Genomic DNA, 16427 nt, shown 5'->3' with positions numbered 1-16427 from the left:
GCCTGGGCATAAGAATAAACCACAGCCATGCATGCCTTTTCCAGCGACGCGCCATCCAGCCCCCGAATTCCTCCTGCCTTGCTGGCCACCATCGGCGCGCTGACGTTCATCGACTTTCTGCAAAACGGCATGGTCACGTTTGCCGCCACGCCCATCATGGGGGAAATCGGCGCCAGCCCCGAGGAATACACGTCCGTTGCCGTCATCTACGCCTGCGTTGCCGTGGTGATGATTGCGTTGCAAGGCTGGCTGGTGCATCACCTGGGCTTGCGCCGGTATTTGCTGGCGTCGCTGGGCGCGGCGGCGGCGGGGGCCGCGGTGTGCGCGATGTCTCGGGGCGAGGCCGGCTTTCTGCTGGGCCGTGTGCTGATGGCGACCGGGTGCGCGGCCATGCTGACGTCGTCCCGTTTGACGGTAAACCTGATCCCGCCGGGGCCCGCGCGCTTTCATGGCATCAAGGCCCTGGCCACGGGCCTGTGCACCGGCACGGCGCTGGGGCCGTTGCTGGCATCGGCGGCGGTGGACCATGATGGCTGGCCGCTGATGTTCTGGCTGGTGGCCGGCCTGTCGCTGCTGGCGATGTGGCCGGTGGCGCGCGCCATGCCGGGCAAACAGGCCGGCGCCACGGTGGCGGGGCAGGCGCGCTTGGTGCCGATTGCGGCGTTGGGCGTGGGCGGCTTTCTGCTGCTGCATGCGTTGCAGCGGTCCTACTACGACTTTTTCAGCGACCGCCATCGGCTGGTGCTGTTCGCCCTGGGCGGCCTGCTGGCACTGGCGTATTTCGTCCGCGCCGAGACGCGCAACGGCGCGCCGCTGCTCAAGTTGGGCGGCATGAAAGAGGTACGCTTTCTGTGCGGCCTGGCGCTCTTCATGTTCTGTTATCTGATGTTGGGCGCCAACGGCTACCTGGTGCCGCAGATGCTGCAACGCGCGCTGGGCCTGTCGTGGGCCAACACGGGCATGTTCTTCGCGATGGGCCTGGGGGCGGGCGTGCTGACCTTTGCGGTCATGGCGCAACTGCTGCCGCGTTGGCCGTCGCCGCGCAAATTCTTCGTGGCCGGTTTTGTCGCGCTGGCGGCGTTCAGTGTGCTGATGTCGCGGCTGACGCCAACGGCTGATCCCTGGGCCGATGTGCTGCCGGCGCTGGCTTGCTATGGCGTCTTCATCATGATCTTGATGCCCGCCACCGCCATGAACACGTTCACCGGGCTGACGCACGACCCAGCGGTGTTCGCGCATGCGCAGCAGGTCAAGAACATGCTGGCGCAAGTGGGGCAGGCGCTGGGCATCATGGCGGCCACCGTCGGGCAACAGTGGTTGACCTCGAAGCACTACAACGTCCTGGAAGCGAGCGTGGCGGCCGGTAACGCCAATTTCGAAGCGGCCAAGACGGCGTTAAGCAGCGTGTACGGCGCGGTGGCAGATCCGGCGCAGGCGCAGCGTATGGCGCTGGCGCGCATCGCGCAATTGGTGGATCAGCAATCGACGCTGCTGGCTAATCTGGATCACTTCCGGGCCCTGGCCGTGTTGGCGGTAGCCGGCGTGCTGATCAGCTGGACGCAGCGGGTGTTCCGATAACGCGGCTGTTCCGATAACGCGGGTGTTCCGATAACGCGGCCGTTCCGGTAGCGCGCCTGTTTCGGCAGCACAGCCGTTCCGACCCGGCCGTCAGTTCGACCCCAGCTGCCCGATCACCTGCCGCGCGACATCGGCCAGGGACAGGCCGCCGTCCATGGCTGCGCGTTGCAGGCGTTCATGGGCGGCCTGCTCGGTCAGGCCGTATTGGTTGATCAGCAGACGCTTGGCGCGGTCGATGCGCTTTCTTTCTTCCAGCGCGCCGCGCACGGAGTTCAAGGCGTCGTCAGTGCGCTGCATGTGCAGCGTCTGCTCGCGCATCATTTCAAGAATGGATCGCTCCAGCACGCTGCCCACGCCATCGGCGGGCGGCGTGTCCAGCGGCCGGCTTTGCACGCTGAACACCATGCTGGGGGCGCGACCGCTGGCGTGGTCGGCGTAGCGCGACAGCAGCAGTTGTCGGTCGTCCAGTTCCTGGCGGGTTTCAACGATGCGGCGTTCGCATTGCCGCGCCAGCGCCTGCGCCAACAGGCTTTCTACGTCGCGCATGGCATCGATGCGCGCGGTGCACAGTTCAAACCACAGCTCGGCCAGCGTGCCATCCACGCGCTGGTCGGCGGACGTGCGCTGCGCCATGTCGCGCAGGCGCTCGACCGGCTGGCCCTGCTGCTGGATGCTTTCCCAGCGTTGCAGCGCCGCCGCTTCGGCATATTGCGCGTAGATGTCGAAGCTGCGCGCCTGGTGCGCGGCCAGTCCCAGCATGCGGGCCTTCTGCGGGTCGGTGAAGAAACCGTTGGTAAAGCCGATGACCCCGGCGGCCCGTTCCTGGCCGCTAAGTTCCTTGCCCTGCATGAAGTTAAGCAGCGCCACCAAAAGCCGCGTCACGCCCGGGTCCAGCGCCGAGTCCGCGGCTTCGAACACCACGGCCAGCAGGCTGCTGATGATCTGCGTGTAGCGGGCGTCGGCGTCGTCGGCGGGTAGCGACACGTCGCGCACCTGGCGGCGCAGCGCCGGCAATTCGTCCAGCCGAAACAGCGCGAAGGCGATGCAGTTAAGCAGGCGCGCCTTGTCGCCGGCGTGGGGCGCGGTGGCGGCCGGCCCGTCTAGAAAACGGCGCACGTCCGTTTCGACGCGGGCGGCCTCCTGCACCAGCCCGGTCAGCGTCCGGGCCTTGCCGTCCCGCGGCACGCCGTTCTTTGCGCTACACAGCGTCAGGTTGGAATAGCCGCGTTCTTTTTGCAGCGCGTGCACCAGCGCGCTGACGTGCACCGCCAGCTCGCACGTGATGGCCAGGCTTTCCAGGCCGTGCAGTTCACTGCGACGCGCGGCAAGCAGGAAACGCAGCGGGGGTGGGATGTGGCGTTCAACCATAAGGGCAAGGGGGTGATCAGGCGCAGCGGCGCATCGGCGGTTCGGCGGCTTGCGGCAGGGGGGTATCAACCACATCAAGCACGTGGCATGCCGCGACGTGGCCGATGACCAGCACGGCGGGGCTGCGCAGCTCAAAGGCCGTGGCGTCGGACGTCATGCTGGACAGTGTCGAGCGGCATTCACGTTGATCCGACAACGACGCGCGTTCGATCATCGCCACGGGCGTGTCGGGCGCCATGCCGGCTGCCAGCAACTGGCTGCTCATGTCGTGCAATTTGGCTACCCCCATATAGACCACCAGCGTCGTGCCGCTTTGCGCCAGCCCCGTCCAGTCAGGCGTGGCGCCGTCCTGGGAATGGGCGGTGATCAGTGTAACGCCCTGGGCCATGCCGCGTTGGGTCACTGGGATGCCGCAAGCGGTGGCGGCGGCCAGCCCGGCCGTGATGCCGTTGACGATTTCACAGGCCACGCCATGGTCGCTAAGCCATTGGGCTTCTTCGCCGCCGCGACCGAAAATGCAAGGGTCTCCGCCCTTTAGCCGCGCTACGCGCAGCCCTTGGCGGGCATAGCGCAGCATCAGGCGCTGGATGAATTCCTGCGGGGTCGAACGGCAGCCGCCGCGCTTGCCCACATAGACCAGCCGCGCCTGCGGGCAGTAGTCCAGCACTTGCGGGTTGACCAGGTCATCGACCAGGACGACGTCGGCTTGCCCCAACGCCCGCACGGCTTTGATCGTAAGCAGTTCGGGGTCGCCGGGGCCGGCGCCGATCAGCCAGACGGAAGGATTCATGATGGGCTCCAGGGGATGCAGGATTCAGCGATCAAGCAAAAGAAAAATAACGACGACGAACTGGACCAGGCACAGGCCTTTCCAGAACGCCAAAGGGTTGCGTTCCAGCAGCGGCAGCCGTTCGCCCCGGCGCGCGGCATCGGGGGGATGGCGCAGCGCATGCGTGAATTCCGATAGCTCGGACGTACGCAGCGCGGGGTCGGGGTGCAGCGCCCGGCTTAGCACGCCGTCGATCCAGGCGGGCAGTTCGCGGTCACGGTCCAGCACCGATACATACGTCAGCCGCATCTGTGCGGCGCGGCTGCGCGCGCGCGCCACGTCGGCGCCATAGGGCAGCCGGCCGGACAGCATCTGGTAGAGCATGGCGGCCAGGGAATACAGGTCGGATCGCGGCGTGCCCGCCTCGCCCAAAAAGTACTCAGGCGCGGCGTATTGGGCGGTGCCCAGCATGGCGGGCGGGTCTTCGCCCTGCGCGGCGGCATCCCACAGCCCCGCCGCCTGGGTCGAGCCCAGGTCGATGATGCGCGCCACGCCGTCGTCACCGATCAGCACGTTGTCGGGCCGCAGGTCCTGGTGCACGATGTCCAGCCGATGAAACGATTGCAGGCCACGGGCAACCTGTTCAATCAGCGTCACCGCCTGCGCCAGCGTGGGGCGCGGGTTTTCGGCCATCCAGCGCGTCAGCGTGCGCCCGGGCAGGTATTCGCTGACCGTATACAGCGTGCGGCGCTCGCGCGGCATGGCCCAGGCGCGCACGACGTGGCGGCTGTCAATGCGGCGGGCAATCCATTCCTCGGTCAGCAGGCGTTCCAGATACGCCGGGTCATGCCGCAAGTCCAGCGACGGAACCTTGATAACCACCGCGTCGCCGCTGTCGATGTCGTGTGCCAGATAGACGTGGCTGCGGTGGCTGGCGTGCAGCTCGTCCTGGATGCGAAAGCCCTCGAATTCCATGCCGGCCGCCAGCAGCGGCGGGCAGGGCAGGTTCAGGCTGTATCTCGCCAGTGCAAAGGCGCGGCGTGGGGGCAGGGCGTCGATGCGGACGATCTGCGCGGTCAGGTTGTCGGTGCTGCCGCGTTCCAGCGCCCGTTGCGCCAGGCGGCGCGCCGCCGCGTCCAATGCGTCGGGGTGCGCCGCGATGGCCTGGGCCACGTCGTCCGCATTGATATGTTCGTAGACGCCGTCGGTGGCCAGCAGAAAGACGTCGCCGGCTTCCAGCGGCTGCGTGTGGTAGTCCACTTCCAAGTGCGGCGCCAGGCCCAGCGCGCGGCCCAGATAGCTTTTGTCTTGCGATATCCACACGCGATGGTCGTCGGTCAGCTGCTCCATCACGCCCGCGCGCAAACGGTAGATGCGCGCGTCGCCAATGTGCAGGATGTGCGCGGTGGTGGCTTTCAGCACCATTACCGTCATGGTGCAGACATAGCCGCGATCCGCGTCGCGCGGCTGGTCGGCGTGATGGCGTTGGCGCGTTTGCCCGTGCAGCCAGCTGTTGGCCGCGCTTAATACCTTGTGCGCCGACTTTTTCACCGACCAGGTTTCCGGCGTGCAGTAATAGTCTTCCAGAAAGCTCGCCACCGCCGTTTCGCTGGCGATGTGGCTGACCTGGCTGCTGCTGATGCCGTCGGCCAGCGCAATGGCGACGCCCTTGGTGTGCAGCAAGGGCTCGCCCGGCACGCACAGGCCGTGAAAATCCTGGTTGACGGGTTTGACGCCCGGCTCGGTGTGCTGGCCCACCGCCACCTGCAACGTAGCGGCGGTGCTTGGGCCGGGTTCGCGGCGGTCCATTACGGTGGGCGTCCCGCGGCGCAATCAGTTGAAGCGGCGCTTGGGCGCGGTCTTCATGTGCGTGGTGTACAGCGTCAGGCCGGTCAGCGACAGGCCGCCGATCAAGTTGCCCAGCACCACGGGGATTTCGTTCCAGATCATGTAGTCCATGATGGAAAAATTGCCGCCCATGATCATCGCCGACGGGAACAGGAACATGTTGACGATGGAGTGTTCGAAGCCCATCGCAAAGAACAGCATCACGGGCATCCACATGGCGATGACCTTGCCGCTGACCGACGTCGAAATCATGGCGCCGACCACGCCCAGCGACACCATCCAGTTGCACAGCACGCCCCGGATGAAGATCGTCAACATGCCGCCGGCGCCGTATTCCTTGTAGCCCAGCGTGCGGTTTTCGCCGATGTGCGCAATGACTTCGCCGACCTTGTTGGGCGGCACGGAAAAGCCGTAGGTAAACACAATCGACATCAACACAGCCACCGTCAGCGCGCCCAGGAAATTGCCGACAAAGACAACGCCCCAGTGCTTGAGGATGGCCTTCGCGGTCACGCCAGGGCGCTTGTCGAACAGTGCCAGCGGCGTCAGCACAAACACGCCGGTCAACAGGTCAAAGCCCATCAGGTACAGGATGCAGAAGCCCACGGGAAACAGCGCCGCGCCCAGAATGGGGGAACCGGTCTGCACCGTGACGGTCACCGCGAACACGGCGGCAATGGCCAGGATGGCGCCCGCCATGAAGGCGCGGATCAGGACGTCGCGCGTCGCCATGTAGATTTTCGATTCGCCGGCGTCCACCATCTTGGTGACGAATTCGGAAGGGACCAGGTAGGACATGATTTACCTATTGCGTTGATGACATGAAAAAAGAAGCGGGGGCGGCGTCAGGCGATTTCAACGGTGTCGCCGTTGAACCGGGCCTGCCAGGTGCGCAATTGCTGTTCGGGGTATTGCACGCAGCTGCCGTCAATCAGCCGGAAGTGCTGCTTGTAGAGCGGCGAGGCCACAACCAGGCTGCCGCCCAGATGCGCGACCAGCCCGCGCCCGATGACGTTCGCGCCCGACTTGGGATCGCGGTTTTCAATGGCGTATAAATCCGGGCCGTCGGCATCGGGCAGGTAGAACAAGGCAATCTGCCGGCCGTCCAGCAAGACGACCACGCCGGAGTCGGCAACCAGGTCATCGCGGGTGCAGACCGCGCGCCAGGCCGGTGCTTGGGGGGCGGGGGCGGGGGCTAGGGCGTTCATCAGACGATCTCCTCGGCGATGGGGATGACGCGCGCCGCCGGGCGTGTGGGCAAGGACGCCGAGGCGGCCGGCGCGGGGCGGGGTTGGCCGCGTTCTTGAACGAATTGAATGTCGGGGTCGCCGCCGCGCTCATTGACGAAGGTGCGGAAGCGCTTGAGTTTTTCGGGGCTGCTGACGGTGTCGGCCCATTCGCATTCGTAGCGGTCCACCACCAGCTGCATCTGCGCTTCCAGCTCGGCGCCCAGGCCCAGGCTGTCGTTCAGCACCACGTCCTTCAGATAGTCCAGCCCACCTTCCAGCGACTCGCGCCAGACGGACGTGCGTTGCAGCTTGTCGGCGGTACGGATGTAGAACATCAGCACGCGGTCGATCATGCGGATCAGCGTGGCGTCGTCCAGGTCGGTGGCGAACAGTTCGGCGTGGCGCGGACGCATGCCGCCGTTGCCGCACACGTACAGGTTCCAGCCGTTTTCCGTGGCGATGACGCCGATGTCCTTGCTTTGCGCCTCGGCGCATTCGCGGGTGCAGCCCGACACGGCGAACTTCAGCTTGTGCGGCGAACGCAGGCCCTTGTAGCGGTGTTCGATGTCCAGCGCCATGCGCACGCTGTCCTGCACGCCGTAACGGCACCACGTGCTGCCCACGCAGGACTTCACCGTGCGGGTGGACTTGCCGTAGGCGTGGCCGGTTTCGAAGCCGGCGGCGATCAGTTCGCTCCAGATGTCCGGCAGCTCGTGCAGCTGCGCGCCGAACAGGTCGATACGCTGGCCGCCCGTGATCTTGGTGTACAGCTTGTATTTCTTGGCGACGGCGCCGATGGCGATCAGGCCGTCGGGCGTGATCTCGCCGGCCGGTATGCGCGGCACCACCGAATAGGTGCCGTTCTTCTGCATGTTGGCCATGAAGGTATCGTTGGTGTCTTGCAGCGGCACCAGGCGCGGTTCCTGGATGGGGCGGTTCCAGCACGACGCCAGAATCGACCCCACGGCGGGCTTGCAGATGTCGCAACCGACGTGCCCCTTGCCGTGGCTGGCCAACAGTTCTTCAAACGTTTCGATGCCGCCGACCCGCACGATGGCGTAGAGCTCCTGGCGGGTATAGGCAAAGTGTTCGCACAGGCTCTTGTCGACGGTGACGCCTCGACCGGCCAGTTCGTGTTCCACCACTTGCTTGAGCAGCGCGGCGCAACCGCCGCAGCCCGAGGCCGCCTTGGTGCAGCTTTTGACGCCGGCCAGGTCGGTGCAGCCGCCGTCGATGGCGGCGCTGACGGCACCCTTGCTGACGTTGTGACAGGAGCAGATCGTGGCGGTGGCGGGCAGCGCATCCACGCCCAGGGCCGGCACGGCGCTGCTGGCGGGCAGGATCAGGCTGGCCGGGTCGGGGGGCGGCGCGATGCCGTTCTGCGCGTATTGCAGCAGCGTGTCGTAGTAGCGGTTGTCGCCCACCAGCACCGCGCCCAACACGCGCTTGCCGTCGGCTGAAACCACCAGCCGGCGATAGCTGGCGCCGGCTTCGTCGATGTAGCGGTAGCTGCGTGCGCCGGGCGTGGCGCCATGGGCATCGCCGATGGAACCGACGTCCACGCCCAGCAGCTTGAGCTTGGTGGACATGTCGGCGCCGGTGAAGGGCTGTTCCGGCGCGCCGCACAACTCGGCGGCGGCGATGCGCGCCATCTGGTAACCCGGCGCCACCAGCCCGAACACGCTGCCGTTCCAGGCGGCGCATTCGCCGATGGCGTAGATGTTTTCATCGCTGCTGCGGCAATGGTCGTCTATGGCCACGCCGCCGCGTTCGGCCAGCGCCAGGCCGGCGCGGCGCGCCAGCGACACCTGCGGGCGGATGCCGGCCGAAAACACAATCAGGTCGGTTTCCAGCGGCGCGCCTTCAGCAAAGCGCATGCGATACCGATACTGCGTGCCGGGCTTGATGTCTTGCGTGGCGCGCGACAGGTGCACGCCCACGCCCAGCGCTTCAATGCGCGCCTTGAGCGCCGCGCCGCCTTCCTCGTCCAGCTGCACCGGCATCAGCCGCGGCGCGAACTCCACCACGTGCGCTTCCAGGTTCAGCGACTTCAAGGCGTTGGCCGCCTCCAACCCCAGCAGGCCGCCGCCCACCACCACGCCGCGACGCGCCCCTTGGGCGGCCGCGCGGATCAGGTCCAGGTCGTCGATGCTGCGATACACCAGGCGCGACGCGCCCTCGGCGCCGGCAATGGGCGGCACGAACGGATAAGAGCCCGTGGCCAATACCAGCTTGTCGTAGCCGACCCGCCCATTGGCCGTGACCACTTCGCGCGCGTGGCGGTCGATGTCCAGCACCGGTTCGCCCAGGTGCAGCGTCAGCCCGTCGCGCTCATAAAAGGCGGCCTCGCTCATCGACATGGATTCGGCGTCGCGCCCATTCAGGTATTCGGACAGATGCACGCGGTCGTAGGCGCGGCGCGTTTCCTCGCCATAGACGTGGATGCGATAGCGCTCCAGCGCGCCGCGCGCAATCAACTGTTCGACGCAATGGTGGCCCACCATGCCGTTGCCGATGACAACCAAGGTCTGCAAGGATGCGGGAGTGGCCGTTGCTTTCATGATTTCCCCAGGCTTGTGGTTTGGGTTTCAAAAGACAAAAAGCGCCCTGGACCTGTCGGTCGGGGCGCCTTTGCCGGTACTGCTTAAATTGTGTCGCGGGCCTTTTGGGGCCTGCATGGACACTTAAGCAAAGACCATGCCAGGATGGAAAAGAATGGCCGCGCGCGGCGTGATTGCGCGTTGTGTCATAGGGGAAAAGGGCGTGGAAGCGCGGGCGCACGGGCGGGTCGGGCGATACGCGCTTCGTCGCGCCGGGCCGCGCGGTGCGTCAAAGCGGTGCAAGCTGTTGTGCACCGCGCACTGCTTTGGCGCGGCGCAGCATGCTTGGGCAGCGGTGCTGCCCGGCCAGCAGGGGGGGCAGTGGTCGTCAGTGGCCATCGGTGACTATCAGCGGCGTCGGTCGCGGCCAGTGACGGTCAGTGGCCGGCGTCTTTACCGGCGCGCAATGCGCCGCGCCGTACGCGCAGGCTGCCACGCACGGTGGTCTTCGCGCCCCTGACGGACTTCGACCGGCGCGACTTGGTTCCCTTGGGGCGGTCGCTGCGTGCCTTGGCGCGCGCGCGTGCCGTGCACGCCGCCGCCAATGCCAGCAGCTTGTCTTCGTCCAATTGTTCGGCGTCCACCAGTTGTTCGTCCGCGCCCTTCAAGGCAATCAGCAGTTCGTCCAGCTTCAGGTGCAGCGCGCGGCCGTCCTTGTTCTGGCTTTGCTGGATCAGGAACACCATCAGGAACGTAACGATGGTGGTGCCGGTGTTGATGACCAGCTGCCAGGTTTCGGAATAGCCGAAGACCGGGCCGGTAACCGCCCAGACGATCACGGCGCACAACGCCATCCCGAACGCCATGGGCGAGCCCGCCCAATGCGTGACGCGCGCGGCAAAATGATCGAAGAATTTCGAGAAGGCGCTCGACTTCGGCACGGGTTGGGGCTGCTTTCCCGGCTTGTCGCTTTGCTTATCGCTTTGCTTATCGCTTTGCTTATCGCTTTGCTTGTCGCTTTGCTTATCGCTTTGCTTATCGCTTTGTTGTCGTCCCGTCTTCTTCGTTTGCACATCGTTCTGCATGAGCATCACCTGCGAGTCCTCATCCTCTGAATTCATCTACGAAACATTTACCGCGGGCGCCTACTTCGGCCGCGGGTCGTGCAGCCCCGTATCGGGCGGGGTCAATTCACCGGCGCGCAGCCGCGGCAGGCAATGCGCCATGGCCCGCGCAACGTTGCGCACTTCTTCCTGCACCGCCGTGTCCTTGTCCAGGTCGGCGTGGCTGGTGGCGTAGGGCTCGTAATAGCCGATGTACCGGTCCAGCCGGGCCATCGAGCCCGCATCGACCAGGCCCATCCAGTCCAGCCAATCGCTCAAGGCGCGGCGCTGGCCTTCGATGCCCGCCACGTCGCCGTGGACCACCAGGCCATAAGCCCGGCCCGCCAGGTGTTTTGGATAAGGCCAGCCGGCCAGTTCAATGGCCTTGGCCTTGGCCGCGTCCTTGCCGGACGTCGTGGTGGGATCGGGGTTGCCGCCGTCGGCGCACACCAGCCGGTCGATCATCAGCTTGAGCGGGCTGGGGGACTGATACCAGTACGTGGGCGCCAACAGAATCACGCCGTGCGCCGCCACCCACTGTTCGTAGATGTCGTTCATGGCGTCGTTGTCCTGGCCCAGCGAATGGTTGGGATAGCAGCTGCACGGCCAGTGACACAGCGGCATGGCGGTAGACACGCAGCCTTTGCACGGGTGGATCTGATATTGGTATTCGGACGTCAGCCGGCTCAGGTCCAGCAGGTCGGCCTGGACGTGGGCGGCCTTCAGCTCGGCGCAGACGATCTGCGCCAGACGCCACGTTTTGGACACCTCGCCCGGACAGGTGCCGTCATTGCGCGATGCGCCCACCACCACCAGCACGCGCGACGGCGTGTCCGGGCGGCGCTGCTTTTGTGCGGCTTGCGCGAGGCGGTCGCGGGCGTCTTTCCATTCCACCGACAGGTCGTAGTCGGGGTCGGCATAAGCCGCGCCGGCTTTAACCGTGATGGGCGCCTTGCGGCCGCTCTGATAGGCGTCCCACGCAATGGCTTCCAGCCGGTCCAGCGCCGCTTGCTCGGGCTGGAAGGCGGGGTCATAGAAGCGGCGCATGAAGCGCAGCCGAAAGGTGTCGCGCGAAAGGCGGCCGGTGTATTGACCGGTGCGCACATCGGGCTTGGGTGCGGTCATGAAACTCTGCCTGCGTACAGTGACGCATGGCGAGCAGCAAGCCGCGTGCCTGTCAGAGGCCGGGCGTCATCACCACCATGATCTCGGCCGGCCGGGCGCTGCGCGTTAAATAGACGTGCCCCACGCCGCTGTCGAAATAGGCCGTGTCGTGCTTGGCCAACACCAGCGATTCCCCATTTTCAAAGCGAATTTCGATTTCGCCTTCCAGCACCACCAGGAATTCCTGGCCGGCATGGCGCATGTAGTCATCGAATTCCGACGCGTCGCGCGCGAGGATGCGGCCGTACATGGGCGTCATGCTGCGCTGGGGATACTGGCCGGCCAGCAGTTTGTAGTCGTAGGCGCCGGTCATGTAACCGGGCGATTCGGCCAGGGTGCAGCGCAGGGCGGAAGGCGCGGGGCGGCCTTCTTCGGCAGGGGTGACGGGCCCGAACAACTGGGCGATATCGACTTCCAGCGCGCGCGCCACGGCGGCGAACTTGGCGTAGCTGATCGACACCTGCCCCAGTTCCATCTTCGACAGGGTGGACAAGGCCACGCCGGTCAAGGCCGATAGTTCCTTCAACGTCATCGAACGCGCCCGGCGCAAGCCCCTCAGCCGGACGCCCAGGCTGGTGCGATCGGCCAGGATATTGCTGGCGGGCGAGGCGGCAGGGGGCGCGGAGGCGGGCGGGGGGATGAGGGGCATGTCGGTGCTTTCCCTAGGCGTCAGGGCCAAGCGCGAGGCTGGCCGGTTTTTTTCGTTGACGGATATTTTGTCATATCCGAGAATTCTCAAATCTGAGAAATATCTGATTCGTACATTGATTCGTACATTGACTCGTACATTGACTCGTACGTGGGGACTGCAAGTGGAACACGCATCGAAGGCCCGGCAATTTGACGTGGTGATTGTAGGCGCGGGCATTGCCGGCGCATCGTTGGCGTATCGGCTGACCGCCGAAAAACCGGGGCAGACGCGGGTCATCCTGCTGGAGCGCGAGCCGCAGCCCGGCTACCACTCCACCGGCCGCTCGGCCGCGATGTTCATGGAAACCTACGGCACGGCGCAGATCCAGGCACTGACGCGCGCCAGCCGTGCGTTTTACGAGAACCCTCCGGCGGGCTTCACCGAACATGCTTTGCTGCAAGAACGCGGCTGCCTGTACATCGCCGATGCCGAGCAGCGCGACACGCTGATGCAGGGCTATGAGGCAGCCACGGCACAGGCGGGCAACGTGCAGTTGCTGGATGCCGCAGCCGCCATGGCGCGCGTGCCGTGTATCCGCCCCGAAGCGGTGGCGGGCGGCGCCCTGTTCGAAGCCGACGCGCGCGACCTGGATGTGCATGCGCTGCACCAGGGCTTTCTGGCAGGGGCGCGGCGGCAGGGCGCGGTACTGCATTGCAATGCCGAGGTGGAATCCGGCCAGCGGTCGGATGACGGTGTGTGGACGTTGCACCTGACGGACGGCTCTACGTTGGAGGCAGGCGTGGTCGTCAATGCGGCGGGCGCGTGGGCCGATGACCTGGCCAGGCGCTGCGGCGTGGCGCCTGTGGGCTTGCAGCCATGCCGGCGCAGCGCCTTCATTTTTGCGCCACCTGAGGGCGTGGATTGCAGCGCGTGGCCTGCCGTGGTGGGCATCGACGAAAGTTTCTACTTCAAGCCGGACGCGGGGCAGTTGCTGGGGTCGCCCGCCAACGCGGACCCGGTCGCCCCGCACGATGTGGTCGCCGAAGAACTGGACGTGGCCACCGGCATCTATCACATCGAATCGGCCACCACGCTGACGATCCGGCGGCCGTCCCATGTGTGGGCCGGGCTGCGTTCGTTCGTGCCGGACGGCGACATGGTGGTGGGCTATGACGTGAACCGGCCCGGGTTTTTCTGGCTGGCGGCGCAAGGCGGTTACGGCATCCAATCGGCGGCGGGCGTGTCGGCGATGGCGGCGGCGTTGCTCGCCCGCCAGCCGCTGCCCACGTGGCTGGTGGACGAAGGCGTTGCGCCGTCGTTGATGGCGCCGGGCAGGCTGCGCTAGCGCGGCCGGGGGTGCGGCCGGGAGTTGTGGCCGGGGCGCGGCCGGGAGTTGCGGCCGGCGTTGCGGCCGGCGTTGCGGCTGGGCGGCCGCTTTGCGACCGACTACCCGAACGCGGCCCTGACTGCCGTGAAAGCCGCCGCCACCAGCGGATCGGCGCGGCGGGTGGCTTGCGTGATGAATGACAGTTCCGCCTGGATCGCCAGGCCGGACAGCAACAGCAGCCCGTTCGCCTGGGATTCGCGCAGCGCGATGGAATCGCGCACCAGCGACAGCCCCACGCCCGAGCGCACCAAGTCCAGCATCGACGCTTCCTGATCCACCTGCGCGACGGCGTTCGGCGTAACGCCCAGCGCATCGAACCTGGCGGCCAGCAGGCGATGGTGAACGGAATCGGGCGGCGTCCAGATCCACGGCAGCGCGGCAATGTCCTGCCATCCACGCCCCGCCACCTGCGCGCCCCATCCCTTGGGCGCCACCACGTAGTAGGTGAAGGTGGCCAGCGGCAACACGTCCAGCAGCGGTGGGCCGCCCGTGGCCCCGGCCGGCCCCAGAAAAAACCCCACATCCAATTCGCCCGCGCGCACTTGGCGGCCGACCGACCCGGACATGCCGTGGCGCAGCGTGGGGCGGATTTTTGGATAGTGCTCCATCAGGTATTGCAGCGTGGCCCCCAGCCGCAGGAACTCCGGGTCCAGAATCGTGCCCATGCGCAGTTCGCCTTGCACGGTATCGCGCAGGGCGCCGATGGCGCGCTGGAAGTCTTCCATGGCGTCCAGCACGCGCTGCGCCGCGGGCAGCAGCGCGCGCCCGTCGGCATTGGGCGCCAGCCCCTGGGCGCTGCGCGCAAACAGCGTCAGGTCCAGCGATTCCTGAAAGTTCTTCAGTTGCAGGCTTAGCGCCGGTTGCGTCAGGTGCAGGTGTTCGGCCGCGCGGGTCAGATTGCCTTCGCGCGCCACGGCGGCAAAGGTGCGTAGATGCTTGAGGTCCATGGCGCCGTCCGAAATGGGATGAGCATTATTAAAGTTGCTTATAAACCGAATTTCAACATTTCATTGGACAGCGGCGGGCGGCTGCGCCAGAGTCTCGCCAGATGCCCGGCGTGCGTGGCAACGCCGAAGCCGGGTCGGCTCAATGTGGCGGCAGGCGCAAACCCCGCCAAGCAGATAAGAAGAGCTTATGGAGACATACGACATCGTCATCGTGGGCGCGGGCTCGGCCGGCTGCGTGCTGGCCAACCGGCTCAGCCAGGACCCCGGCACCCGCGTGCTGCTGCTGGAAGCCGGTGGCCGCGACAACTATCACTGGATCCATATCCCGGTGGGCTATCTGTATTGCATCGGCAACCCGCGCACCGACTGGATGTACCGCACGGTAAAAGAGCCGGGCCTGGGCGGCCGGTCCCTGATCTACCCGCGCGGCCGGGTGTTGGGCGGGTGCTCGTCCATCAACGGCATGATCTACATGCGCGGCCAGCGTGAAGATTACGAGGACTGGGCCGCGCTGTCGGGCGACCCGGCCTGGGGCTGGGACCAGGTGTTGCCGGTGTTCAAGCGCAGCGAAGACCACCACCGGGGCGCCAATGAATTTCACGGCGCGGGGGGCGAATGGCGGGTCGAGGCGCAGCGCTTGCGGTGGGACATCCTGGAAGCCTTCGCCCACGCGGCTGAACAGGAAGGCATCCCGCGCGTGCAGGACTTCAACCGGGGCGACAACTTTGGCAGCGGCTATTTTGAAGTGAACCAGCGCAGCGGCTGGCGCTGGAATACGGCCAAGGCGTTTTTGCGCCCGATTCGAAAGCGGCCCAATCTGCATGTGATGACGGGGGCGCAGGCCGAGCAGCTGGTGTTTGAAGGCAAGCGCTGCGTGGGCGTGCAGGTGCGCGTCCAAAGCCAGGGGCAGGGCAAAGGGCAGGGCAAGGGCGAGCCGCGCCTTATTACCGTGCGCGCGCGGCGCGAGGTGGTGATGGCGGCCGGCGCGGTCAACACGCCGCATCTGCTTGAACTGTCCGGCATCGGCGAACCCGCGCGCCTGCGCGAAAGCGGCATCGCGCTGCGCCATGCCTTGCCGGGCGTGGGCGAAAACCTGCAAGACCATCTGCAATTGCGCGTCATTCTGAAGGTGAATGGCGTGAAGACGCTGAACCGCATCGCCGGCTCGTGGCTGGGCAAGGCGGGTATCGGCCTGGAATACCTGCTGCGCCGTAGCGGGCCGATGAGCATGGCACCGTCGCAGCTGGGCGCGTTCGCCAAGTCAGACCCGGGCCAGGCGCGCGCCAACGTGGAATTTCATGTGCAACCCTTGTCGCTGGGCGCATTTGGCGAACCGCTGCACGCCTTCGACGCCTTCACGGCCAGTGTTTGCAACCTGCGGCCGACCTCGCGCGGCAGCGTGCACGCGCAGGGCGCGGCGGGCACGCCGGGGGCGGCGGCGCCTGTCATTGCCGCCAACTACCTCAGCACCGAGGCCGACGTCCAGGTGGCGGCCGATTCCATCCGATTGGTCCGCCGCATTGCCGCCGCGCCGGCATTGCAGCGCTATCGACCCGAAGAATGGCTGCCGGGGCCGGACTACCAAACGGACGCGCAACTGCGCGAGGCGGCCGGCAAGATCGGCACCACGATCTTTCACCCGGTGGGCACGTGCGCAATGGGCAAGAACGCGGACAGCGGCGCGGTGGTGGATGCGCGCCTGCGCGTGTTCGGCCTGGAGGGGTTGCGCATTGCCGATGCATCGGTGATGCCGCTGATCACCTCGGGCAACACCAATTCGCCCACCATCATGATCGCGGAGCGCGCCGCCGACATGATCCGCGAGGACGCCGACATGTGGCGCTAGGTGGGCGAATGGCGCCG

13 protein-coding genes are annotated in these 16427 nt (G+C 66.3%); 3 read left to right on the top strand and 10 right to left on the bottom strand.

All coding sequences use genetic code 11. The annotated features are described in order from the left end of the window. The first annotated feature begins 27 nt into the window (after positions 1-27). Complete coding sequence (locus V6F88_RS06660) at positions 28-1578, top strand: MFS transporter (protein ID WP_332608541.1); 1551 nt, start codon at positions 28-30, stop codon at positions 1576-1578. Positions 1579-1668: 90 nt separating this feature from the next. On the opposite strand, the gene V6F88_RS06655 is transcribed toward V6F88_RS06660, so the two are convergent. The 9 genes from V6F88_RS06655 to V6F88_RS06615 all read right to left on the bottom strand — a co-directional run bounded on the left by V6F88_RS06655 (position 1669) and on the right by V6F88_RS06615 (position 12248). Continuing rightward, positions 1669-2946 carry a nitrate- and nitrite sensing domain-containing protein gene (locus V6F88_RS06655; protein ID WP_332608540.1) on the bottom strand — a complete coding sequence of 426 codons (1278 nt, stop codon included), beginning with the start codon at positions 2944-2946 and terminating at the stop codon, positions 1669-1671. Between the two features lie 16 nt (positions 2947-2962). Then, positions 2963-3736 carry a uroporphyrinogen-III C-methyltransferase gene (cobA, locus tag V6F88_RS06650; protein WP_332608539.1) on the bottom strand — a complete coding sequence of 258 codons (774 nt, stop codon included), beginning with the start codon at positions 3734-3736 and terminating at the stop codon, positions 2963-2965. A gap of 24 nt (positions 3737-3760) precedes the next feature. Next, the gene (locus V6F88_RS06645; RefSeq protein ID WP_332608538.1) at positions 3761-5524 is read right to left on the bottom strand and encodes a protein kinase domain-containing protein; all 1764 of its coding nucleotides are present in this window, start codon (positions 5522-5524) and stop codon (positions 3761-3763) included. Between the two features lie 24 nt (positions 5525-5548). Beyond that, entirely contained in the window at positions 5549-6361 is an 813-nt protein-coding gene (locus tag V6F88_RS06640) for a formate/nitrite transporter family protein (protein WP_332608537.1), read from the bottom strand. A gap of 47 nt (positions 6362-6408) precedes the next feature. After that, positions 6409-6771 carry a nitrite reductase small subunit NirD gene (gene nirD, locus V6F88_RS06635; protein WP_332608536.1) on the bottom strand — a complete coding sequence of 121 codons (363 nt, stop codon included), beginning with the start codon at positions 6769-6771 and terminating at the stop codon, positions 6409-6411. After that, a complete protein-coding gene (gene nirB / locus V6F88_RS06630; protein WP_332608535.1) occupies positions 6771-9353 on the bottom strand; it encodes a nitrite reductase large subunit NirB in 2583 nt (860 codons plus the stop codon). The genes nirD and nirB overlap by 1 nt, the downstream gene beginning before the upstream one ends. Positions 9354-9769: 416 nt before the next feature. Then, on the bottom strand, positions 9770-10453 hold the full coding sequence (locus V6F88_RS06625) for a photosystem II biosynthesis protein (protein ID WP_442880185.1): 684 nt from the start codon (positions 10451-10453) through the stop codon (positions 9770-9772). 24 nt (positions 10454-10477) lie between these two features. Beyond that, entirely contained in the window at positions 10478-11560 is a 1083-nt protein-coding gene (locus V6F88_RS06620; RefSeq protein WP_332608534.1) for a flavodoxin family protein, read from the bottom strand. 52 nt (positions 11561-11612) lie between these two features. Beyond that, positions 11613-12248, bottom strand: coding sequence for a helix-turn-helix domain-containing protein (locus tag V6F88_RS06615; RefSeq protein WP_332608533.1), 636 nt, complete (start codon positions 12246-12248; stop codon positions 11613-11615). A 163-nt stretch (positions 12249-12411) separates the two neighbouring features. Here V6F88_RS06615 and V6F88_RS06610 point away from each other — a divergent pair, with 163 nt between their 5' ends. Further along, complete coding sequence (locus V6F88_RS06610; protein WP_332608532.1) at positions 12412-13575, top strand: NAD(P)/FAD-dependent oxidoreductase; 1164 nt, start codon at positions 12412-12414, stop codon at positions 13573-13575. A 101-nt stretch (positions 13576-13676) separates the two neighbouring features. Here V6F88_RS06610 and V6F88_RS06605 read toward each other — a convergent pair whose 3' ends face one another. Continuing rightward, positions 13677-14564, bottom strand: a complete 888-nt coding sequence (locus V6F88_RS06605; RefSeq protein WP_332608531.1) for a LysR family transcriptional regulator — start codon at positions 14562-14564, stop codon at positions 13677-13679. Between the two features lie 187 nt (positions 14565-14751). Between V6F88_RS06605 and V6F88_RS06600 the strand changes: the two genes are divergently transcribed. Then, positions 14752-16410, top strand: coding sequence for a GMC family oxidoreductase (locus V6F88_RS06600; protein ID WP_332608530.1), 1659 nt, complete (start codon positions 14752-14754; stop codon positions 16408-16410). Positions 16411-16427 lie beyond the last annotated feature (17 nt).

The sequence above is a fragment of the Achromobacter sp. ESBL13 genome (assembly GCF_036668755.1).
Taxonomy (GTDB): Bacteria; Pseudomonadota; Gammaproteobacteria; order Burkholderiales; family Burkholderiaceae_B; genus Achromobacter.
The sequence above is the reverse complement of the archived record's forward strand: the minus strand, read 5'-3'. Positions and strand labels throughout refer to the sequence as shown.